Consider the following 23,255-nt stretch of genomic DNA (forward strand, 5'->3'; position numbering starts at 1 on the left):
CACCCTCCTGAGCATCGCCATCGTTGACCGGTAAACACCTCAGTATAGACCATCTTTCCGGGCACATTACTGCGTAAAACCAAGCGCATGTTGGATGCCCCCACCGGAACGGTCATGCGGTCCAGGACAATTCCGCGCAGAGCCCACCGCCGACATCGTTGAAGAGGCGCAGGCGCATTCCCTGTGCCTCTGCGAGCTGGCGGGCGATGGCGAGACCCAGGCCGCTGCCCTCCCCATGTCCCCGGGCGTCATCCAAGCGGATAAAAGGCTCAAAAACGGTCTCTAGATCCGCCTCCGGAACCCCTGGCCCCTCATCGCAAAGGCGCAACTGGGTGCGTCCCTGAGTTTTCTGGAACTCCGCCCTCACCCTCCCGCCGCCGTAACGCAGCGCATTGTCCAGCAAATTGGACAGCAAGCGGCGCAGCGCCTCCCGATCCCCCCGGAAGGGATAACGGCGCGGCAAAGTCGCCTGCCAGTGACCGCCCTCTCTTTCGAAATCCGCCCCCACCTCGGCCAGCAACACCATCAGATCAAAATCCGCGACCTTCGCCGACATACCGCGCCCCAACGCCAGCGATTGGGCCAGTAGCGCATCCATCCGCTCAATATCCTGCAGCATACCTTCCCGCAGGTGCTGCGGAGTGTTGTCCGGCAGCAGCTCCCAGGCCATGCGCAGACGCGCCAGCGGCGAACGCAGATCATGGGAAATCCCGGTCAGCAGCAACGACTGATGGTTGATCATCGCCTGCAAACGGGTTCGCAGGTCGGCGAAAATGTTGAGGATGTTCTGGAACTCATAAGCACCACCTTGGGGCAGACTCGGCAGAGGGGCCTTCAGCGATCCGCGCAAGGCTTTCGAAATCACCTCCAAAGGCCGCAAGACCCGGCGTACCAGAATCATGGTCAGTACCAACAATGCCAGCGTGGAAAAAACGATCACAAAAATCATCGCAACGGGGAGGGAGGAAACCAGGCGTCGACGATCAAAATATACCCAGATCTTGTGTCCGCCGATGGGAACGGGTACCCAGAAGGTATGGGTACTTCCTCCCAGTACATACACCCTAGCGGGCGCACCCAGGCGTCGGGAGAGTGCCCGGCTCAGCAGCCAGCTATAGACGTGACCATGGGTGTGGGATACCGAACGGTCAAGATGTTTGGCAATTTCCATTCCGTTATCTGCCCACAAACTGGTCAAGAAAGCAGGACGATCTTCAGGCGACAGTTCGGTATAGGTTTTCGCGCTGATCACAATCAATCCGGCGAGATCCTCCGCTGAACGTTCGGCCAAGGGATACAGCACCGTGGCAACAACAATCAACAGCGTCAGAACCTGCAGAACGACGATACCCAGCCCCAGGGTCCACGCCGTCTGGGAAAACAATCTGCGCCCACCCTGCGAACTCATGAGGATGGAGTGAAGCGATATCCGGCGCCACGCTCGGTCTGCAAAAAGCGGGGTTGCCGGGGATTTTCTTCGATCACCTTGCGCAGGCGCGTCACCCGCACGTCAATACTGCGATCAAAACGGCCGTCCTCCTCCCCACCCAGCAATTGCAGCAACAAATCGCGGCTGAGTATTCGGCGTGGTCGTTGTGCAAAGACCAGGAGCAGATCCATCTCTGCAGGATTCACATCGACCTCGGCGTCGCCCCGGTAGAGTCGCCTCTCCGCCACATGCAGACAGAAGTCGCCAAAGCTGAGTTTGTCGCTGCCCTCATCCTTCCCGCTGCGGCGTAGCAGCACCCGCAGCCGCGCCAGCAGCTCCCGCGCGTTAAACGGCTTGGCCAGATAGTCATCCACGCCGCTTTCCAGCCCGAGAATACGCTCGTCCTCCTCTCCACGGGCAGACAGCATCAGAATGGGAGGCCCTGCCTTGCTGCGCAGGTCTTTGGCGAGGCTGATGCCGTCCTGCCCCGGCAGCATCCAGTCCAGAACGATGACGTCCACCGGCCCCGCCGCCAGTTGTTGACGCATCTGCTGCCCATTGGCGGCGAGCAGTACGGCGAGGCCCTGGGCCTGAAGAAACTCCTGCAGCATCTCCGCAAGCCGCCGATCATCATCCACTATCAAAACCACTGCCATCCCGGCCTCACAATATCCTGAAAACGGGTACCATCCTGCATCAGGATACCAAACCAGCAGGAAGACGCTTTCCGGAAATATTCTCGAAATATGATGGATACAGTATACACCACAGGCAGCATCGGTATCCAAACCAAAAGATTGAGCGGAGCGAATAAGTCGGGCAGTCCAAAGCATCTCAGATATTAGACAGATGGGCTGCGATACGAGTTTTGTAGCGGTTGTTTTGCGGCTATTAGACGGACCTTTGGTCCGTCTTTTTTTATGTCTCGGGCCAAAAAACCGCAGGTGGATCCGGCACCAGACCGCCCAGAAAATCATTTTAGACCGGAAATATTCCAGAAACAAAAGGGCCGTAGTCTACATCCCATGGCACGGGGCCAAGGCCCAACCCCATTCTAAAGATGGGGGATCGTCCAACAGGATTTAGCGCACTGACGACCAAAGGCCGCAGTGCTTAGTTTGAAATGGTTTTGTAGCGGTTGTTTTGCGGCTATTAGACGGACCTTTGGTCCGTCTTTTTTTATGTCCCGGAAGCAATGGTATACTAGGTGCATTCGCTCATCAAGGATGCCGCATGGACCCCAAAGCACACCGCCTCGTCTGGATCGATCTGGAGATGACAGGTCTGCAGCCGGAACAGGATCAGATTTTGGAAATCGCCACGCTGGTCACGGACGATAGTCTGAGGATTCTCTGCGAAGGGCCGGTATTGGCCGTCCATCAACCGGAATTCGTGCTCGCGGCTCTGGATGACTGGAACCAGCGTACCCACAGCACTTCGGGCCTCCTGCAGCGGGTCCGCGACAGCCGCCTGGATATGGCCGCCGCAGAAACCCAAACCCTGGACTTCCTGCACCAGCATGTTACCACCGGCACATCACCGATTTGCGGCAACAGCGTATGTCAGGATCGCCGATTTTTAGCCCGCCTGATGCCGCGGCTGGAACGTTTTTTTCACTATCGGATGATCGATGTGAGCACCGTCAAGGAACTCGCCACCCGCTGGTATCCGCACCTGCCCAGATTTTCCAAGGCCGAGCGCCACGAAGCGCTGGCCGACATTCGCGAATCTGTTGCCGAACTGACTTATTATCGCGAACGACTTTTCCCGCAGACACCTTTTCCAGGCTCTGGGGCTGGAAACTCCGCCACTGAATAGGTGCCGGTAGTGGGCACACCCACTGCCGCGGCTTCTTTGCCGACACGGTGCAGACGCAACCACGCCAATGTTAAGATGGCCGCTTGCAGCCGGTCGGCAGCCTGGCGCGGGGCGGTTGCGGCATTTTTTTGGAGGCACCAACGCGGTGGATATTGATCTCTTTTACGAACTCGCCGTACCCGCCCATATGGGTCGCAGTGAGGCTCAGGTTTATCATGAAACGCTGGATGAACTCAGTCTCGCCGATACCCTGGGTTTCCACGGCGCGTGGTTGGTGGAACACCATTTCATGCGGGAATACTCACACTCCAGTGCTCCAGAAACGGTCCTTGCCGCAGCCAGCCAGCGTACCCGGAATCTGCGTCTCGGGCACGCCGTCGTCGTCCTGCCCTACAATCACGCCATCCGGGTTGCGGAGCGCGCCGCCGCCTTGGATATTCTCAGCCATGGCCGTCTGGAGATGGGCATTGGGCGAGGGTTTTCTCCCAAGGAATATCAGATTTTCGGCAATCGGATGGCGGACAGCAGGCTGCACCTGCAGGAGGGGCTGCAAATCCTTCGCCAGGCCGGCGGCGGTGCTTTCAGCCATCACGGAAAACTCTACGACTTCAGTGAGCTGGACATTCTTCCCAAGCCTCTCCAGCAGCCTCACCCTCCTCTGTGGGTGGCGGCCGTGAGTCCGGCGACTTTCCAGTGGGCGGCACAAGAGGCCATCGGCGTGCTTTCCGGGCCGTTCAAACCCTGGTTCCTGATCAAACAGGATCTACGTGCCTATAAAAAGGCCTGGCGAGAGCAGCACGGAGACGGCCCTGTGCAGGCGGGCCAAAATGGGAACTTCGCCATGACCATAGGTTGTTTATGTTTGGAAGATGCTGCCGAGGCGCGTCGGCTGGCGGAAGGTTTCACCTGGTATTACCAGCGACTTCTGGATCAGACGCGACCGGTTCTGGTACAGCTGCGCGAAAGCTATGAATACTACCATCGTCTCGGCTTTCTGGAGCCGCTGCTGCGCCGCGGCCTCAGCCTGCAACTACTGGAGACCATGGGCATGGTCGTCGTCGGTGACCCGGACACCTGTCGCCGACGGCTGGCCCGTTATGCCCGGGCAGGGGTAAATCGCCTGATTTTGGCCGTAGGTGCCGGGATGGTCCCCAGCGAGGTCACCCAGCGCTCATTGCGCCTGCTGGCCGATGAAGTACTGCCGGCCCTGCGCACCCCCTCCCCCCACTGATGCAGGTGTTGGTCACCGGCGCGGCTGGGCATACGGCAGCGGCTCTGCTGCCGGCCCTGCTCGCCTGGCCGTATATCCGCCGGATTATCGCCCTGGACCGACGACCGCCGGCATTGCAGCATCCCAAACTATATTACCTGCCTCTGGATATCCGTGACCCACAGTTGGCGGAGCACCTGACTGGCGTGGATTGCGTCATCCATCTTGCCTTTATGGTACTCAGCCCTCGCCTTGGACCGCAGCAGCGCTGGCGTGCGGAAATGCGCCAGGTCAATCTTGACGGCAGTCAGCACCTGTTCCTTGCGGCCGCAGATGCCGGCGTACCGCAAGTCGTCTATTCCGGCAGTGTGGCCGCCTATGGCGCCTGGCCGGATAATCCGGTTCCCATCGGCGAGAACCAACCTTGTCGGCCAGTACCCGGTTTTGCCTACAGTGAGGATAAGGCCGCACTGGAGCAGTGGCTGGATGGGTTCACGGCTGCTCAGAAAAAAACCGCTGTCACCCGCCTGCGCTTGCACGCCATTATCGGCCCCCATGGGCAGGCCCTGGTGAATGAGATTGCGACGAGTTCTTACGGACTGCGACTAAGCAATCCGGACCTGCCCATCCAGTGTCTCCATGAAGACGACGCGGCCAGCGCAATACTGGCCGCGCTCCGTTATGGACAGGAAGGCATCTTCAACATCGCGGCGCCTGATCCTATCTCTTGGTCCAGCATTCCCCGCCGTTGGCAGTTGCCCCTTTCACCCACGCAACTGCACGGTCTGCACAGGTGGCTGCGGCCCCTCAGCACTCGTCTTGGCGATCCCGGCTGGCTGCAGGTACTGGAAAATCCACTGATCGTCGATATTTCCAGCGCCCGGCAGAAATTGAAGTGGCAGCCTCGCTATGACGTACGTCACGCGATAAACCAAGTGCGTAATACCTGCGGACGGAGCCCGATACACCCTTGGAGCGGCTGAGCGTCCGTGGCAGAATGGCTTATGAACTTTGCTCATCATATTCCTGCGCAAGCGCAGATCCAGCGGCACCATGACGCCTTGGTCAACCGGCTCAGCGAGCACAGCAGTCACTACCGGGACCCGGTCCAGACAGTCCCCTGGGAAAGCCTCGACGCGGAAGCGGCTTGGCTCCCGGAAGAGTTGCTGTCCCTGTATGGGTTGCCTGAATACTCACAGCTGAGTCCGGAGGAGCGTGTCCGCCTTTCCCAGGTCGAGTTCGTCTCCTTTTGCGAGTTGGGCTTGTGGCTGGAAGCACTCTTTATCCAACGCCTTGGCGCCAATTCACTCCAGGAGATGTACCGCGACCCGGTCAGTTACCACTATCAGTTGCACGAACTGCGGGAAGAAGTGGGGCACAGCCTCATGTTTCTGGAGCTACAGCGACGTTCACAGCGCTCCTTCATGACACCGCTGAGCCAGCGCCCGCCACTGGCGCGTCTTTTCGCCCGCTACGCGCCGGAAGGCTCGGCCGCTTTCTGGGCTACCATCCTCATCGGCGAGAACGTGCCCGATCGCGTGAACCGTATCATCTTCGCCCACAAAGAGTTACCCGCTGCGGTGCTGACCATCACCCATGTGCATATGCGCGAAGAAGCCCGCCATATGGCCTTCGCGCGCACCACTATCCAGATGCGCAGCCAGGCCATGAGCCGGGCGAAAAAACTTCTGATCAGCCCCGTCCTGCGCGAGGTTTTCCGGCAGTTTTTGCGGACCTGCTTCTTCCCGTCCGAACAGGTCTATGCGGCAGCCGGGCTGGGCAATCCGCGGATCTGGGCGCGACGTGCGCGCCGCAATCCACACCGTATCGATCTGATGAACCAGTGTGCGCTTCCCAGCCGGGATTTCCTGCGCACCCAGGGCTTTGCCTTGTGATCCGCGCTTTCCTGCTATAGTTTGAGAGTTGACGTTCCACTTGACCACTGAGGTATGCCATGGCGGTATTGCAGATTGCGACCCGACCCTTTGCCGACCAACGCCCCGGCACCTCTGGCCTGCGTAAAAAGGTCAAAGCGTTTCAGCAGCCGCATTACCTTGAAAATTTCGTGCAATCCATCTTCAACGCCATTCCGGATCGTGCCGGGAAAACCTTGGTGCTCGGCGGTGACGGGCGGTTTTATAACCGCGAAGCCATACAGGTCATCCTCCGGATGGCAGCGGGCAACGGCTGGGGCAAGGTCATTGTGGGGCGGGGTGGGCTCTTCTCCACGCCTGCGGTCTCTACCGTCATCCGCGCCCGCGGCGCCCACGGCGGCATCATCCTGAGCGCCTCCCATAACGCGGGGGGCCCCGACCAGGACTTTGGCATCAAGTACAATACGGCCAATGGCGGTCCCGCTCCGGAACATCTCACCGACGCCATCTGGACTGCGAGCAGGTCCATCCAGGGCTATCAGATACTGGACGGCGCGGACGTCGACATTGACCACGCTGCCACCTTTTGGCTGGGCGACATGCAGATAGAAGTCTGTGACCCGGTAGCCGAGTATGCAGAACTGATGGCCCGCATTTTTGATTTTGACGCGCTGAAACAACTCATGCAGGGGCCTTTCCGGATGCGTTTCGACGCCCTGCATGCCATTACCGGCCCCTATGCCCATGAGATTTTTGAAAAGCTGCTCGGGGCACCGGCAGGCACGGTAGTCAACGGCACCCCCCTCACGGATTTTGGGGGCGGACATCCAGATCCGAATATGGTTTACGCCAAGCCCCTGGCCGACGAACTCTTCGCAGAGAACGCACCCGACTTTGGCGCCGCATCCGATGGAGATGGGGATCGCAACATGATCCTGGGACGCCATTTTTTTGTGACCCCCAGTGATTCACTCGCAGTACTCGCGGCACATGCCACCGCAATCCCCGCTTACCGTCAGGGTCTCAAAGGCATCGCCCGTTCCATGCCCACCAGCCAGGCTGCGGATGTGGTGGCCGAGGCCCTGGGTATCGCCCATTATGAAACGCCCACCGGCTGGAAATTCTTTGGTAACCTGCTGGATGCGGGCAAAATCACCTTTTGCGGCGAGGAAAGTTTTGGTACCGGCTCGGATCACATCCGTGAAAAAGACGGGATCTGGGCCGTATTGGCCTGGCTCTCGGTGATCGCTCATACCGGACAACCGGTGGCGGAGATCGTCACCCGGCACTGGCAGCGTTTCGGGCGTCATTACTACACCCGCCACGATTACGAGAACCTTCCGGCGGAAATCGGGGAACAGATCATGCACAGCATTGCCGCCCAATTGCCGGTGCTCCCTGGTCAGACATTGGCGGGACGGGAGATCCTCATTGCGGATGACTTTGCCTATGCCGATCCCATCGACGGTAGTATCAGCGCGCATCAGGGCCTGCGTCTGCTCTTTGCCGACGGTGCCCGGCTGATATTCCGCCTATCGGGTACCGGAACCGAAGGTGCCACCTTGCGTATATATCACGAGCATCTGGAGAAAGACCCGCTGCGCCAGCACCAGGATCCGCAACGTACCCTGCGCGATCTGATCCAGGTCGGTAGGAATCTCAGCCGAATCGAAACCCTCACGGGTCGCAAGGCCCCCACTGTCATCACCTGATATAGGAGTCTGATCATGATGAATTTTGAAAACGATAGCGACAATGGCATGGGCTACAGCGCCTTGGGGATCGCCCTGCTGGCAGGTGCGGTAGCGGGCGCGGTCACGGCTCTGCTCTTCGCTCCGCAGACGGGCGACCGCACTCGCGAGCAATTGCGGCGGCAGGCCAATCGGGCCTGGGATCGCGTCGTCGCGTCGCGCGAGCGGATAAATGAGCGAGTTGAGGAACTGCTCGATACCATCGCCATTTATAGCGAAGAACTGGTGCAGAAGGGCAAGGAACTGAGTGACAAAGAGCGCCAACGCCTGAATGACGGTATTGCTCTTGCCCGCGGCGAACTGGACCGTCTGCGCCGTCGTCTCTCGCGCCTCGATTGACCGCAGCGGGGCGAGCGGCTATTCTCCTCCGCGACGGGGCGTAGCGCAGCTTGGTAGCGCGCCTGCTTTGGGAGCAGGATGTCGGAGGTTCGAATCCTCTCGCCCCGACCAAATAAAACAAAGTGAGCCATGTCTGAGTCTGAGCCCACGGAAGTGGAAGCGGCCTTTTGGCGGCAGCCTTTGCCAAATCTTTTTCATGCGCTCCATACCAGCCCTCGTGGCTTAACGACGGAAGAAGCCGCTTCGCGATTGACGTCTTTCGGCCTGAACGCGCTACGGCCCGCGCTGCGCGGCACGCTCCTCCGGCTGTTTCTCTCCCGCTTTCGCAATCCCTTGGTCATTATCCTTCTGGTCGCCAGCGCGATTTCTGCCGTGACAGGCGACAGGGCCAGCTTCCTGATCATCAGCGCCATGGTGTTGATGAGCGTGGCCTTGGACACCGTGCAGGAATACCGCGCTGGGCAGGCGGCCGAGCGACTCAAGCGATCCGTCGCCGTGCGCGCCACGGTCCTGCGTGATGGTCGTCCGCGTGACATTCCGATTTTCGAGGTGGTGCCAGGAGATACGGTGCTGCTGGCCGCAGGCGATTCGGTCCCCGCAGACGGGCGACTCATCGAGGCGCTGGATTTTTTTGTCAACCAGGCGCTCCTCACCGGCGAGCCGTACCCGGTGGAAAAGCATGCGATCGAGCTTTCCGACAAGGCAGATCTGGATGCCGCCGATAATGCGGCCTTTATGGGCACCTCCGTCATCAGCGGCAAGGCAACTATCCTGGTCTGCCGCACCGGTCTGGGCACCGCCCTCGGCGAGATCGCCGACAGCCTGGCCAGCAAGGCGCCCCCCACTTCCTTCGAACGGGGCACACGCCAATTCGGCTTGCTGATTATGCGTCTAACGGTTTTTCTGGCGCTGTTCGCGCTTTTCGTCAACACCGCGTTTCACCGCCCCCTGCTGGAGTCCTTTCTATTCGCCGTCGCCCTGGCCGTAGGTCTCACGCCAGAACTTCTACCGATGATCGTTTCGGTAACCCTCGCGCGCGGGGCTATTCGGATGGCTCGGAAAAAGGTGATCGTGAAACGCTTGGCGTCGGTACAGAATCTGGGGTCGATGGACGTGCTCTGCACGGACAAGACGGGAACACTCACCGAGGCGCGCATCCGGCTTGAGCACCACGTGGATCCCATGGGGCGAGAGAGCGAAAGGGTGCTGGAATTAGCTTATCTCAACAGCCACTTCGAGACTGGTCTGAAAAGCCCTCTGGACGATGCCATTCTCTCCCATCAAGAAATCAACGTCAGCGCCTGGCGAAAAATTGATGAAGCACCCTTCGACTTCGAGCGGCGGCGGGTCTCCGTGCTGGTGGAAAAAAACGATAGACGGCTTCTGGTCGTGAAGGGTGCTCCCGAGGACGTACTTCGACTTGCCGTGGCATATGAGGCGGACGGGATCCAAACGCCATTCGACGCACCGGCACGGAGTCGGGCAGGGGCGTTGTGCGACGAATTGGGACAGAATGGCTTCCGGGTGCTAGGTATCGCCTGGCGACGAGTGCCACTTGACCATCCCCACGCAGTGGTGGGCGATGAAACCGAGTTGGTATTTGCCGGCTTTGCCGCTTTTCTGGATCCCCCAAAGGAAACGGCGGCCCGTGCGGTTGGCGATTTGGCCAAAAGCGGTGTGGCAGTGAAGATTGTCACCGGTGACAACGACCTGGTCACCCGTCATGTCTGTGCGCAGATCGGGCTGCCTGTGAACAAGGTCCTGACCGGCGCCGAGATCCAGAGGATGGACGACTTTGCCCTGCAGGCGCTGGTGGAGGAGGCGAACCTATTTTGCCGCGTCACCCCCACCCAGAAAAACCGCATTATTCTGGCCCTCAAAGCACGCCAGCATGTCGTAGGTTTTCTCGGCGACGGCATCAACGACGCTCCTTCGCTCCATTCCGCAGATGTGGGGATCTCCGTGGACGGCGCGGTGGACGTGGCCAAAGATGCAGCGGACATGATCCTGCTCGAACGCGACCTCGATGTGTTGTACGAAGGCATTCGAGAAGGGCGACGCACCTTCGGTAACGTACTGAAGTACATCATGATGGGCACCAGCTCCAATTTTGGGAATATGTTCAGCATGGCGGGTGCTACCCTGATCATCCCGTTTTTGCCCATGCTGCCGGTACAGATCCTGCTCAACAACTTCCTTTACGACCTCTCGGAGGTTCCGATCCCGTTGGACAATGTGGATGAAAGCTATTTATCGCGCCCTCACGAGTGGGACATGGCCTTCATTCGCAACTTCATGATGGTGATCGGCCCGATCAGTTCGCTCTTCGACTTCCTCACTTTTTATGTCATGTTGCACGTTTTCCATGCCGGTGAGGAGATGTTCCACACCGGCTGGTTCATTGAATCCATCGCCACCCAGGTTCTGGTAATATTCGTCATTCGTACCCGCTTTAATCCCTTGACCAGCCGTCCGCACCCTTTGCTGGTGGGAACCTCATTAGCCGTGGTTGCCGTAGCAGCCCTGCTGCCTTTGACCCCGATAGGCGCCACGCTGGGATTTGTAGCACTGCCGATGGATTTCTTCGCGATACTTATGGCCATGGTCGTCGTGTACCTGATGGCGGTGGAAGGAGTGAAGAGATGGTTTTATCGACGCCTGGCAGGGAGAACTGCCGGAATCCCATCACCGATTTGATGATGCCAAAGGCGGGCTCTACGGTTTATTTGCGTAGCCGGTAAACGTTGCGGCCCGCCTGTATCTTCAGATGTTGGATCATGGCCTGCCTCATGGCACCACATAGTTTTTCTATCTGCCTGCTGACCAATATAGCAGCCTGTGGGAAAATCTCTCAACATTGTTGACTTTGGAAATTTTTACTGTTACAAAAACCCCGCCCTGTTGCTCCAAAATGGCTTTGCTATAGCAAACTCCTGTAAAATGCGGCTTCGCCGAATCCCGGCTAAGGAAGGGCACATATCAGAAAGAGGGAAGCGAAATGAACGAGAATGCAGCATTACTGAACAAAGAGGTACCGGACTCGGGTGGGGATCTGCCCGTGCGCTACGACCGGACAACCATCATTCTGCACTGGCTCACCGTGGTTCTGGTCGTCGTACTCTTTGCCCTGGCCGAAATCTGGGATTTTCTCGAGCATGGGGCGCCGCTCCGGAAGGAGTTCCAGTCCCTTCATATTTCACTGGGCATCCTGCTGACGCTGGTGCTCATAATACGGCTGGGCTGGCGTACCACACGCGGCACGCGCATGCCGGCGGCGACAAACTTGCAGGAAAGGCTGGCGAAAGGGATGCAACATGCGCTCTACCTTCTGCTGGCAGTACAGGTAGCACTAGGCTTTCTGCTGCGCTGGGCACAGGCGGAATCCTTCACGTTCTTCGGGCTCTTCTCCCTGCAGTTTGCGACCGTCAAAAATCACGCCCTGGAACACACCTTCGGCAACTTCCACAATATCATTGCCTGGACCATCATCATCCTCGCTGGTCTGCATGCTGCGGCGGCACTGATGCACCACTACATCCTCAAGGATGACACGCTGGAACGGATACTCCCCAGAAAAACCGGCCGTTAAGCCGCCCGCGCAAGGCGTTTTCCGGTCAATTCCACCGCGGACCGCCCTGGAGCAAACCCGGCGCCAATGCTCCGGGAGGACCGTGGCCAATCCTCCCCATTCATGAGGGTTAGGCTGCCGGGCAGAGGGAACTCATCGGGCAAAATATCGGTCCATGAATCTGGTTGCAGTATTCCCTCGGCGACCATGCCCTTAGAAAAATGAGGAACGTCAATGACTACAGCCGCACTTAGCCCAGCCAACGAAAAGAACGCCATGCTCAAGGTACCGAAGATCACCATGTATTTCTGGATGGCGAAACTCCTGACCACCGCCATGGGAGAAGCCACGTCGGATTTTCTCGTTTTCCACACGAACCCCTATCTGGCCGTGGTAGGTTGTGGATTGTTATTCCTGGCTGCTATCTGGCTGCAGATGCGGAGCAATCAATATACCGCACACTATTACTGGTTTGCCGTCATCATGGTGAGCATCTTCGGCACCCAAATAGCGGACGTCACCCATGTCGTGCTGGGCGTTCCCTATGACATCTCGACATCCGTTTTTCTGGTTACCTTGATCGGGATTCTGGGTACCTGGAAACTCAAAGAGAGAACCCTTTCCATTCATAGTGTGCATACACCTCGGCGAGAGGCATTCTATTGGGCGACCATCGTCGCCACCTTTGCCCTGGGCACCGCCGCCGGTGACATGACAGCATCGACCCTGGATTTAGGCTACCTTGGATCGGGCTTACTATTTGTCCTCTTGTTTGGCATTCCCGTCGTTGCATATTTCATGTTCGACCTTAATGAAATCGCCGCCTTCTGGATAGCCTATATCCTGACCAGACCGCTGGGGGCTTCTTTCGCGGATTGGACAGACAAACCGATACGGTTCGGTGGCCTTGGTCTTGGCACGGGCCCGGTGAGTATATCGCTGACGCTGGTCATTTTGATGCTGCTCATCTTCCTGATGATTTCCAGAGTAGATGACCCCAACCGAGCGCAAAAGATAGAGGTACGCTAGTAATCTGCCGCTAACAACCAAGATGTAATCGCTAGGCTATAGGCCACTGAGAAAACATTTAATAGCCCAAAAAATGAACACTTATAAAGGTTTCGTGGGGAAGCTATAGCTTCCCCACGAAGGCCATCGCCGAACCTCTTGGCTGACCAGTTTGTTCAACCGGTCTAGAGATGGCGGCACACCGGTACGCATCGGCAGCGAGAGGGGCTCGAACACGTGCTGCACGTTATCAACGCTCCGTCCTCGCCTATCACTTCTGGCCGATGATTGGTGTAGATACCTGCAAAGCCCATCGGATACTCAAATTTTTATGGGGATTGAAGAGCAGGTATCATCCTTGCGGGTCATGCAAGAAAAAATGGCTGATGTATCTGTGCGATGTAATCGTCGCCTAATCTTGGCTAAGGTCGGTGGATTAAAACCTTGTGATTGATATTTAACATATATGGAAGCATATCCTAAATGCTCTGGTACCTGGATTTACGAAGGACTAGGATCCCTCAAGTTCTATTCAGCCTTGCCATGAGTCATTTTTCATTAGCCAATGCGAAAACAATCCCTGATTCCCAGCCCACCGTCCTCTGAATCCTCCGCAAAAAACCATATTCGTCACGGCACCCGCTCATTCCGAAACACGAGCCTGGCGCTTTTCGCTGCGGGATTCGCCACATTCAGTATGATTTATTGTGTACAGCCCCTGATGCCTGCCTTCAGCAGAGAATATAGGGTGGCCGCCACGAGTAGTGCTCTTTCCCTGTCTTTGACTACGGGGATTCTGGCTTTCACGATGCTCCTGGTCGGGAACTGGTCGGATCGTCTTGGACGTAAGCCAATCATGGTCTGGTCACTGTTCATGTCCGCATTTCTAGTGCTCGCCACGGGATTCTCTCCAAATTGGGATGTTTTTCTGCTGGCGCGGGCTTTGCTGGGCATCAGCATCAGTGGCTTGCCGGCGGTAGCTATGACGTATCTCAATGAGGAGGTGCATGCGGACTCTATTGGCATAGGCATGGGGTTATATATCAGTGGAAGTGCAGTGGGTGGTATGTCAGGTCGGCTGATTGCTGGCGTTTTGGCCAATTATTGGGGTTGGCATGTTGCCATTATCAGCATCGGCGTCATCAGCTTGATCGCTGCCGTTCTATTTGTTCGCAGTTTGCCGGATTCGCTGCATTTTTCCCCACAGCATGTGTCCTGGAATGGCAGAGTCCAGCAAATACGTATGTTGTTCAAAGATTCGGGGCTCCCTTGGTTGTTTGCGGAAGGCTTTTTCCTGATGGGCATTTTCGTGACCTTTTATAATTATCTGACTTATCGCCTGATGGCTTCTCCTTACAACTTCAGTCAGGCTCAGGTGGGACTGATCTTCAGCGTCTACGGGGTTGGTATTTTCAGCTCTCCGATGATGGGACATATTGCCGGGCGGATGGGGCGTCGAAAAGTGCTGTGGATGGCTTTTGCGTTGGTGATTACTGGAGTCCTTCTCAGTTTTGCGGGGCCCGAATGGGCAATTATGCTCAGCACCATATTATTGACTTTTGGTTTTTTTGGAGGACATTCCATTGTCAGCAGTTGGGTGGGTCGGAGAGCGCATGGAGCCAAGGCGCAGGCGGCATCATTGTATCTCTTTTTTTATTATCTGGGTTCAGCGGTACTGGGAAGTTCCGGAGGATATTTCTATTCTGGCTGGTGTTGGGATGGTGTGGCTGGGCTGCTGATTTTTCTGGCAGCATCTGGACTGCTCATCGCCTGGAAACTGCGTGCGCTGCCGCCTCTGACTTCAATATCGTCAATAACTGTCGGAGAAGCGGTGAATGGTCCATACAGCGGTAAACCACATGGATATCAGAACGCGCACTAGGGGAAGACAGCGGTATGTAACACACGCTATCTTGCTGTAGGTATGAATAGGAAACTGGAAGAATGGTAATCCCCAGACCTGCCGCTACCAATCCTATCATTGTCGATGCTTCCTGCACTTCCTGAACAATTTTGGGATTAAACCCGGCATCGTGGCAAATCTGAAAAAACTGATTTCGTATACCGGTACCGGCCGAGTCTGCAAAAATAATGAACTGCTCGTGGACCAGTTGTGCCGGATCAAGAGGTACAGACAGGGTTGGAGAAATCGGACAGAGCGGGTGTTTGGCAGGTAGAACCGCTACGAGAGGATCGGCGTAGAGCATATGGGATTGAAGCATTACCGGTAAATGCTGAACCCGCATAATACCTACCTGTATTTTTTCGTGGATCAATGCGTCTATTTGTTCGAGAGAATTCAACTCTTCCAGACCCAGGTGCACAGACGGGAATTGTGTCCGAAACTGGAATATGGCTCTGGGGACCTGTTTTGCCAACATGGTTGAGCGGGTCATGCCGATGTGCAGTTCCCCTTTCTCTCCGCGCTCCACACGGCGCACATAGTCCACGGCACGATCCACTTGGACAAGAATGGCACGGGCCTCTTTCAGAAATGCCTCTCCTGCATCGGTTAGCGCTACCCGACGGTTAGTGCGTACAAGCAGCCGCGCTCCTAGCATTTCTTCAAGCGTATGAATCTGTTGGCTGAGCGGCGGCTGGGAAATGCCCACACGCTCTGCCGCGCGGCTGAAATGCAGCTCTTCAGCCACCGCGATGAAGTAGCGGAGATGGCGGAGTTCAAGTGACATTAATAATGAAGAGCCAACAATAAAAAGTTAAATAGACAGAATGCTTCATCGTATCTCTTGCTGATCGTGGCGTATTGATGTTCTCATAGCAAGTTACATAAGGTGCTCATAACGCGGCCAAATACAAGTCTAATCCTATCCATTCCCCGTGGTCATGTCTGCCAATTTGCATGACTGCCTCTGTATTAGCATGACCTGCTCCCACTGATTCAAAAAAGCCTGCACGCACTGGGGTGCTGGAGTTACCAGAACCAATCCCGATATTGCCCGTGTACGGGTGTGCGTCATGGGGTGCTGTGGCTGTCCATGACGGGTGGACGGCTACCAGATCGGAGCCAGCGCCAGCGCCTAGCTAACGCTTAGAGCCATCAAATCCTAATCAAAACCGACTACCAAGGATTTTGTCGTGCCGGGCGTAACGTATAACATATTGTTTTAATTGGTGGGCCCGCACGGACTCGAACCGTGGACCAAGGGATTATGAGTCCCCTGCTCTAACCAACTGAGCTACAGGCCCTGAAGAACGGCGTGGAATGCACTGACCCCACGCCGCATACCGCTAAAAAACATCCGTCACGATGGAATCGTCACTTCACCGTCCACAAAACTGCGCAAACGCTCCGATCGAGAGGGATGGCGCAGTTTGCGCAGCGCCTTGGCTTCAATCTGGCGGATACGCTCACGAGTAACGTCAAACTGCTTGCCGACCTCCTCCAGCGTGTGGTCGGTATTCATCCCGATGCCAAAACGCATACGCAATACCTTGGCTTCCCGCGCTGTCAGGCCATTATCAAGCAACTCCTCGACCACTTCGCGAATGGCGGCGTTAACGGCCGAATCCGCTGGCGCCGTCACATTCCGATCTTCGATGAAGTCGCCCAAGTGCGAATCTTCATCGTCACCGATGGGCGTCTCCATGGAGATAGGCTCCTTGGCAATTTTCAGCACCTTGCGGATTTTATCCTCAGGCATTTCCATCCGTTCCGCCAACTCTTCAGGCGACGGTTCACGTCCCATTTCCTGGAGCATCTGGCGACTGATTCGATTGAGTTTATTTATGGTTTCAATCATATGTACCGGAATACGAATAGTCCGCGCCTGATCCGCAATACTCCGCGTAATGGCCTGGCGTATCCACCAAGTCGCATAAGTCGAGAATTTGTAGCCACGTCGGTATTCGAACTTGTCCACCGCCTTCATCAGGCCGATATTTCCTTCCTGAATCAGATCCAGGAACTGCAGGCCACGATTGGTATACTTCTTGGCGATAGAGATTACCAAACGCAGGTTGGCCTCCACCATTTCCTTCTTGGCACGCCGCGCCTTGGCCTCACCAATGGACATCAGGCGGCTGGCCTCTTTGATCTCGGCAATCGGCAAACCGGCACGCTTCTCAATATTCGCCAAGCGTTTCATGATCGCCACGATATCATCACGAAACTCCACTAAACGGTTACTATAGGCATGACCAGCCGCGATTTGCTGATCAATCCAGCCGATATCACCCTCATGACCAGGATAACTACGTACAAAGTCTTTACGCGGGAAGCGCGCACGTTCAATGCACAGTTCCATCAACTCTCGTTCGCACTGACGCACCTCTTCCGTGAGCCCGCGCAGGGCGTCGGTCATGACGTCAATCTGACGACCGTTGAGTTTGATTTCCAGGAAACGCTCGGCGAGTTCCCGGCGCTGCTGCTGATAGCTTTCACCATGCATCTCACCCTCGGCATGGCTGGCCTGCAGCGCGGTATACGCAGCACGGATGACCGCAAAACGTTCCAATGCATCTTCGAGCTGTGGTCCCTTGTCTACGACTTCGATATCATCGTCTTCGGATTCTTCCTCATCCTCATCGACGTCCAGATCGTCGCCTTCCACCAGCACGCTTTCTTCCGCCTCACTGACGGTTTCTGCGTCCAGCGCGCTAAGATCAATAAAGGCGTCGACCACCTCATCCAGGCGCGTCTCGCCGCGCTCCACCCGATCCGCGGCGTCCAGAAGAAGAGAGATGGTCGTCGGACAGGTCGATACCGCGCGCAACACCTGCATCAGGCCATCTTCGATACGCCGGGCAATTTCGATTTCGCCTTCACGCGTGAGCAGTTCCACGCTGCCCATCTCACGCATGTACATACGCACCGGATCACTGGTTCGCCCAATATCCGCCTCGACCACAGCCAGGGCTTCTTCTGCCGCTTCTTCCGCTTCCTGAGCGGCGACTACGGTACCACCTTCCCCATCCATCAGCAGGGTATCGTCGTCCGGAGCCTCCTCAAAGACTTCAATACCCATGTCATTGATCATGGAGATGACATTTTCCATCTGCTCGGGGTCGAAAACCTCTTCCGGCAAATGATCATTGATCTCGCGATAGGTCAGGTAGCCTTGCTCTTTACCACGCGCAATAAGCCGCTTCAGCTCAGACCGCTGAGATTCATTATCCACTACACTCTCACCGTCTCTCATAACCAACCTGCACTCGCGGAAAGCCGCGCATTATATAGGAAAAACCATACGCATGGAAAGGTGCCCCATCACAGAACTGCACCCTCAGCCCATTTTTCATTTCATTCCGATCAAACGTCGTTGTGCCTGTCGCGCCGGGACAAACGCACCACTTCAGCCCTCTCCTGCTCAGAGAGTGCGCTCAAACCACCCTGATCTGCGGCCCGGCTGATAAAGTGACTGCGCGCCGCAGCAAGGCGCTGGTTCACTCGCGCCACACAACCGGAAATTTCAAGCCGCATTAGCACCTGTTCTTCCTCGTCGCCAGAGTCGCTCATCACCAGCGCGTAGCATGCCTCCGCATGTTTCAGTACCGACAGTTTTGCGAATAGTTCGTGAGAGCTTAGATGGGTCATGTTGGCCAAAATATCAAGGGCCTCTGCCAGAATTTCAGCCATGGGATCACGGTCGAAGAGGAAAGGCAGCAAATCGCGGTCCAACGCCTGCCAGGCGGGGTCTTCGGGAAAATTCAGCAATAATCGCAAAGCCGTTTTAAAAAGCGATCGTCCTCCGGGAGCGGAGAATGTCGCTTTACGCGGTGTGCGCGACGGCGCGCGCCGGGCGACGGGCGCCAATCCGCAAAGCATCTGCACCCGTTGTTCATAAACCTCCCGCAACACCGGATCGCTCACCCGCTTCAGAAAATCGCGCGCTGCATGCAGGAAAAGTGCCTTCTCATCTTCTGCGGCGAGGTTGTGTCGGCGTTGCAACTCCTCCAGAAAAAAATCGATGGCTGGACGCGCGGTCGGGAGCATCGATTCAAACGCCGCGCCTCCCTGTTCACGCACCAGCGAGTCCGGGTCCTGGCCATCCGGCAGGAACAGCAACCGTAGTAGACGCCCCGCACGCAGATGCTCCGGCGCTGTCTGCACGGCCCGCCAGGCCGCATTACGTCCGGCAGTATCGCCATCGAAACAGAGCAGCAACTCGGGCGCTGCCCGGAAGAGCATTTCCATCTGGCTGTCCCCCAAGGCCGTTCCGCTCGCCGCGACAGCGTAGTCGATGCCAGCCTGATGCAGGGTAATGACATCCAGATACCCTTCCACCAGCAACACCCGCCCTGCTCGGCGCATCCCCTCCCTGGCATAGTGCAGACCATAGAGCACCCGCCCCTTGTGGTAGAGCGCGCTTTCCGGCGAGTTGAGGTATTTGGGTTCATGACCATCGAGACTGCGCCCCCCCAGTCCCACCGCCTGTCCTCGCCCGTCGCGAATCGGAAAAATCACTCGCCCGCGAAAACGGTCGTAGACCGATCCATCTTCACGGCCGCTCACCAGACCCGCGCCCAGCAACTGCTGGCGCAACGACGGTTCCTTGCCCAGTTTCTGGCTCAGAAACCCGGCCGCAGACGGTGCGTACCCCAGCTCGAAGCGCCCAATGATCTCATCGCTCAATCCCCTTCCACGCAGATACTCCTGCGCCGACGGGTGCTCTGCGAGAGCAGATCGGTAAACACCAATGGCTTTTTCGAGAATCGCCCGCAGCGGCCGAAGACTTTCCTGCTCTCCGGCAGGGCCGTCTTCCGGCAGGGCGACACCGACTTCGTCGGCGAGCGCCTTCACCGCCTCCGGAAAAGACAGTCGATCATGAGCCATCAAGAATCCGATGGCATTCCCATGGGCGTGGCAGCCAAAGCAGTAATAAATCTGTTTGTCGGCACTGACCGAGAAAGACGGGCTCTTTTCCTGATGAAAGGGGCAGCAGGCCCAGAAATCCCGGCCTTTTTTCTTCAGCGGTACGCGGCTATCGATGAGGCGCACCAGATCGCTCTGCTCCAGCAGGGCGTCAATGAATGCGGGAGAAAAGTTGGCCATGGCTCAGCGTAACTCCAACTCACTGACGCCGCCACCGCCATGCTCTGGCCGCGCCATACGCCATAGGCTGACCCGAGGGTCTTGCTCGGCAAACTCGCGCACCATTTCTGCAAGCACCCCGTTGCCCTTACCATGCAGAATCTGGACCTGTCGACGACCGGCGGCTACGGCGCCATCCACATGACGACGTAGCGCCGCCAGGGCGTCTTCCCGAAGCTGTCCGCGCAAGTCCAGACGCCAGGGGTGCTCCTCGGGGGTAGCATACTGGGTGCTGCCGGTTTCGTTTGGGATCTGCAGCGCGGCGTCCACGGCAAATTGTGCGGCGGGCACCCACAACTGCTTGCCCCGTAATTGAATCTGCACCCTGCGTTGTGCGGGGTCCGCACGCAGCACTTGGGTCACCTGCCGGAGCGGCAGAAACAAACCCCTGGCCCCCACCGCAGGCAGGCTGTCCACTCGCTGCTCCTCCGCCCGGAAGGGGACCTCCAGACGTTGCAAAGCGGCCGTTGCCGCCTGGGTATCCCTCCCGGACTTGAGCGCCGCAATGGCTTGCCGCACCTGCTGGCGCGCTGTTGCCAGTATATCTTCCCATTCGGCGCGGGCGGCGGCTGCGGCTTTGTCACGCTCCTGTCTCGCTGCCTCCAGTTCGCGTTCCAGGCGGCGGGCCACCCTGGTGGCTTCGTCACGCGCCAGTACGGCCTCGTCCATAGCCTGCCGGGCGGCCTGCAATAGGGTTCCCCGTTGCGCTTCCCAACGTTCCCAATCCTCCCGGTCATCGGCATAGAGTGCCTCGGCGCGGTTCATCAATGGTGCAGGCATCCCCACGCGACGGGCAATGACCAGGCCCTGGCTCGCGCCACCCACGCCCCACTGCAGACGGTAGGTGGGTTTCAACGACTCTGCATCAAAGCCCATACCCGCCAGGGCTACACCCGCATGGCTCAGGGCATAACGCTTCATCACTTCCAAATGGCTCGTGAGCAGCGTGCAGCATTCGCCCGCCAGCAAGGCCTCTGCGACCGCCTGGGCCAGTGCGCCTCCTTCCCGCGGGTCGGTACCATTGCCCAGTTCGTCGAGAAGCACGAGACTGTGGGCGTCGGCATGCTCCAGCACTTCCCGAAGACGCTGCACCTGCGCCGAAAAGGTGGAAAGATCCGTGTGGATATCCTGGGCGTCGCCGATGACCGCAAAGCACTTCGGGAAATAACCCAATGTACCCTCCGCAGTTACCGGCAATCCCATGTAGGCCATCAGATGATTGAGTCCGAGTGCTTTCAGGATAGCCGTCTTGCCACCGGTATTGGGGCCAGTAATGACCAGTTGCCGCGCGTCCGCCCCGAGACGCAGGGCGTTACCCACGACCTGCCCCGGATGGCGCAGACAAAGCAGCGGATGACGCAGGGCCTGCAGATCAAATGCCGCAGCCGCATCGACCTTGGGCAAAATCCCGCCACAGGCGTCCCCCAGTTCCAGTCCCGCCCGTACCGCATCCAGCCGGCCCATATGCCGCAGGGCGGCGGCAATACCCGGCGCTTCCAGCCCTACCGCTGCGCTCAGGGCACGAAGAATGCGCTCCTGCTCCTGAATTTCGGCACGCCGGTCCTGGACCAGTTGATTATTCAGATCGACGGCTGCCAGCGGCTCCACAAAAAGAGTCTCACCACTTGCCGACCGGTCATGGACGATCACCTTGATACGCCCTTTATGGCTCGCTTTGAGCGGTAGCACATAACGCTCATTACGCTGCACGATGACCTGATCCTGCCAGTATTCCTGCCAGTCCCGATTACGCAGAAAGCCCTGCAGAAAACGCTGCAATTCGCTACGGCTGACCCGCAGGCGCTGGCGCAGAAGGGCGAGATCCGTACTCGCGGTATCCAGGAGCTCACCCTCCTCGTCCAACGCCACGCTGAGACGGCGCAACAAGGCTACCGGGGGATCAAGCTCACCTGCCAGCCCGGTCAGGGCATCCCGAGTCTCGCGCAAAGCCGCGGCGTAGCCTTTCTGTGCCGTCAGCACATCGAGCACCGCGCGCAAATCTCGCCCGCTGAGCACAGCACCAGGGCGCTCTGCCAGAACCAGCAGAGTGTCGACATCGGGAAGATCAGAAACGGGGAGAAGAAAACCGGCGGAAAACCGCTGCGACAACCAGGCCAACCAATTCAAACGATCATGGATCTCCGCAAGCGGCACCCAGGGAGTAGTCGCCGCAACATGTCTGCGGCCATAGATGTGGCCACAATGCTGTGACCACGCGCTCTGCACATCACTGGCATCCAGAGCCCGCCAGAAGCTGTCCTGCCAAGGAACAACCCCGGCCACAGCCATGCCCCCGTCCATCAACTGCCGAGGCGGGCCTTCACTTTATCCGCCACCACGGCCATATCCGCACGTCCCTGCATCTGCGGGCGCAGAAAGGTAAGTACCTTACCCATATCTCTAGGTCCGCTGGCCGCCACCGCTGTCATCGCCTCGTTGATCAACCCGTCAATCTCGCCGGGTGACAGCGCCTCCGGCAGATAGACTGCGAGAAAAAGAATTTCTGATTCTTCCTTTTCGGCAAGGTCCGGACGCCCACCGGCAAGAAACTGACTGGCAGAATCTTTGCGCTGCTTGATCAGCTTATCCACGATGCGCAACGCTTCAGCATCATCAAGCTCGCGGCGCTCGTCAATTTCCCGCTGTTTGATCGCCGCGAGGAGCATACGAATAGTCCCAAGACGCTCGGCTTCCCGGGCGCGCATGGCGGACTTCATATCCTCCTGGATGCGCTCACGTAATGTCATCAGTAAAGCCGAACCAGACGCATGGACTGACGACGCATACGCTTCAACGCCCGCTTGCGGGCAGCAGCGGCCTTACGCTTGCGCTCTTCCGTGGGCTTTTCGTAGAATTCGCGACGTCTTACCTCGGTAAGGACACCTGCCTTTTCGCAGGAACGTTTGAAACGCCGCAATGCGACTTCGAAAGGCTCATTTTCTTTGACACGAACAGTTGGCATAGAAGGATTCCGACCTCTTTGGATAAGGGTAGCGAGAAAGGGGCCGATTATAGGCAGATCAACGACCAGAGTCAAAAATCCCCTGGCCGCCTGCGCCATGGCCCCACCGGAGTCGGCTCCCATCGGAAAACCAGCACCGTTGTTGCTAAAACCGCAAAACATTCGTTGCCAGCCCTTGACAGCCCGATCAAAAAGAATCCTAATATACGGATGGTTAAAGCGCTTTTAAAATAAAAAATTAGGCG

At 57.5% G+C, this 23,255-nt stretch carries 19 protein-coding genes and 2 tRNA genes; 12 read left to right on the forward strand and 9 right to left on the reverse strand.

Features of this window, described 5'->3' with window-relative positions; genetic code table 11:
* Positions 1-112: 112 nt before the first annotated feature.
* Positions 113-1,384 (reverse strand): ATP-binding protein, encoded by a 1,272-nt coding sequence (locus AFERRID_RS01945; RefSeq protein WP_225981794.1) that lies wholly within the window; start codon positions 1,382-1,384, stop codon positions 113-115.
* Positions 1,385-1,404: 20 nt separating this feature from the next.
* Positions 1,405-2,085 carry a response regulator gene (locus AFERRID_RS01950; RefSeq protein ID WP_113526581.1) on the reverse strand — a complete coding sequence of 227 codons (681 nt, stop codon included), beginning with the start codon at positions 2,083-2,085 and terminating at the stop codon, positions 1,405-1,407.
* A gap of 577 nt (positions 2,086-2,662) precedes the next feature.
* Here AFERRID_RS01950 and orn point away from each other — a divergent pair.
* The 11 genes from orn (at position 2,663) to AFERRID_RS02010 (ending at position 14,879) form a co-directional block, all read left to right on the forward strand.
* Positions 2,663-3,247 (forward strand): oligoribonuclease, encoded by a 585-nt coding sequence (orn, locus tag AFERRID_RS01955; protein WP_113526580.1) that lies wholly within the window; start codon positions 2,663-2,665, stop codon positions 3,245-3,247.
* 145 nt (positions 3,248-3,392) lie between these two features.
* Positions 3,393-4,478: an LLM class flavin-dependent oxidoreductase gene (locus AFERRID_RS01960; RefSeq protein WP_113526622.1), complete on the forward strand. Its 1,086-nt coding sequence runs from the start codon at positions 3,393-3,395 to the stop codon at positions 4,476-4,478.
* Positions 4,478-5,440 (forward strand): SDR family oxidoreductase, encoded by a 963-nt coding sequence (locus AFERRID_RS01965; RefSeq protein WP_113526579.1) that lies wholly within the window; start codon positions 4,478-4,480, stop codon positions 5,438-5,440. Before AFERRID_RS01960 ends, AFERRID_RS01965 begins: the two co-directional genes overlap by 1 nt.
* A gap of 21 nt (positions 5,441-5,461) precedes the next feature.
* Positions 5,462-6,352 carry a diiron oxygenase gene (locus AFERRID_RS01970; RefSeq protein WP_113526578.1) on the forward strand — a complete coding sequence of 297 codons (891 nt, stop codon included), beginning with the start codon at positions 5,462-5,464 and terminating at the stop codon, positions 6,350-6,352.
* Positions 6,353-6,411: 59 nt separating this feature from the next.
* On the forward strand, positions 6,412-8,043 hold the full coding sequence (locus AFERRID_RS01975) for an alpha-D-glucose phosphate-specific phosphoglucomutase (RefSeq protein WP_126604273.1): 1,632 nt from the start codon (positions 6,412-6,414) through the stop codon (positions 8,041-8,043).
* 15 nt (positions 8,044-8,058) lie between these two features.
* A complete protein-coding gene (locus AFERRID_RS01980; protein ID WP_113526576.1) occupies positions 8,059-8,421 on the forward strand; it encodes a YtxH domain-containing protein in 363 nt (120 codons plus the stop codon).
* A gap of 34 nt (positions 8,422-8,455) precedes the next feature.
* Positions 8,456-8,532, forward strand: a tRNA-Pro gene (locus tag AFERRID_RS01985).
* Between the two features lie 18 nt (positions 8,533-8,550).
* The gene (mgtA, locus tag AFERRID_RS01990) at positions 8,551-11,118 is read left to right on the forward strand and encodes a magnesium-translocating P-type ATPase (RefSeq protein WP_113526575.1); all 2,568 of its coding nucleotides are present in this window, start codon (positions 8,551-8,553) and stop codon (positions 11,116-11,118) included.
* 301 nt (positions 11,119-11,419) lie between these two features.
* Positions 11,420-12,010 carry a cytochrome b gene (locus AFERRID_RS02000; RefSeq protein ID WP_113526574.1) on the forward strand — a complete coding sequence of 197 codons (591 nt, stop codon included), beginning with the start codon at positions 11,420-11,422 and terminating at the stop codon, positions 12,008-12,010.
* Between the two features lie 213 nt (positions 12,011-12,223).
* A complete protein-coding gene (locus AFERRID_RS02005) occupies positions 12,224-13,018 on the forward strand; it encodes a COG4705 family protein (RefSeq protein WP_113526573.1) in 795 nt (264 codons plus the stop codon).
* Positions 13,019-13,562: 544 nt separating this feature from the next.
* Positions 13,563-14,879 carry an MFS transporter gene (locus AFERRID_RS02010; protein WP_126604274.1) on the forward strand — a complete coding sequence of 439 codons (1,317 nt, stop codon included), beginning with the start codon at positions 13,563-13,565 and terminating at the stop codon, positions 14,877-14,879.
* On the opposite strand, the gene AFERRID_RS02015 is transcribed toward AFERRID_RS02010, so the two are convergent.
* From AFERRID_RS02015 to rpsU, 7 genes are all read right to left on the reverse strand, one after another.
* Positions 14,761-15,687, reverse strand: coding sequence for a LysR family transcriptional regulator (locus AFERRID_RS02015; RefSeq protein ID WP_126604275.1), 927 nt, complete (start codon positions 15,685-15,687; stop codon positions 14,761-14,763). The two genes, AFERRID_RS02010 and AFERRID_RS02015, sit on opposite strands and share 119 nt — an antisense overlap.
* 440 nt (positions 15,688-16,127) lie before the next feature.
* A tRNA-Ile gene (locus tag AFERRID_RS02020) sits at positions 16,128-16,204 on the reverse strand.
* A 56-nt stretch (positions 16,205-16,260) separates the two neighbouring features.
* A complete protein-coding gene (gene rpoD, locus AFERRID_RS02025) occupies positions 16,261-18,135 on the reverse strand; it encodes an RNA polymerase sigma factor RpoD (protein WP_455550281.1) in 1,875 nt (624 codons plus the stop codon).
* Positions 18,136-18,266: 131 nt separating this feature from the next.
* On the reverse strand, positions 18,267-20,009 hold the full coding sequence (gene dnaG, locus AFERRID_RS02030) for a DNA primase (protein ID WP_113526570.1): 1,743 nt from the start codon (positions 20,007-20,009) through the stop codon (positions 18,267-18,269).
* 3 nt (positions 20,010-20,012) lie between these two features.
* On the reverse strand, positions 20,013-22,337 hold the full coding sequence (locus tag AFERRID_RS02035; protein WP_113526569.1) for an endonuclease MutS2: 2,325 nt from the start codon (positions 22,335-22,337) through the stop codon (positions 20,013-20,015).
* Positions 22,338-22,348: 11 nt separating this feature from the next.
* Complete coding sequence (locus tag AFERRID_RS02040) at positions 22,349-22,795, reverse strand: GatB/YqeY domain-containing protein (RefSeq protein ID WP_113526568.1); 447 nt, start codon at positions 22,793-22,795, stop codon at positions 22,349-22,351.
* On the reverse strand, positions 22,795-23,010 hold the full coding sequence (gene rpsU / locus AFERRID_RS02045; protein WP_009564692.1) for a 30S ribosomal protein S21: 216 nt from the start codon (positions 23,008-23,010) through the stop codon (positions 22,795-22,797). The genes AFERRID_RS02040 and rpsU overlap by 1 nt, the downstream gene beginning before the upstream one ends.
* 18 nt (positions 23,011-23,028) lie before the next feature.
* Here rpsU and AFERRID_RS02050 point away from each other — a divergent pair, with 18 nt between their 5' ends.
* The gene (locus tag AFERRID_RS02050; protein WP_126604276.1) at positions 23,029-23,244 is read left to right on the forward strand and encodes a hypothetical protein; all 216 of its coding nucleotides are present in this window, start codon (positions 23,029-23,031) and stop codon (positions 23,242-23,244) included.
* The last annotated feature ends 11 nt before the right edge of the window (positions 23,245-23,255 follow it).

Origin of the sequence: Acidithiobacillus ferridurans, from assembly GCF_003966655.1 — a bacterium.
GTDB lineage: Bacteria > Pseudomonadota > Gammaproteobacteria > Acidithiobacillales > Acidithiobacillaceae > Acidithiobacillus > Acidithiobacillus ferridurans.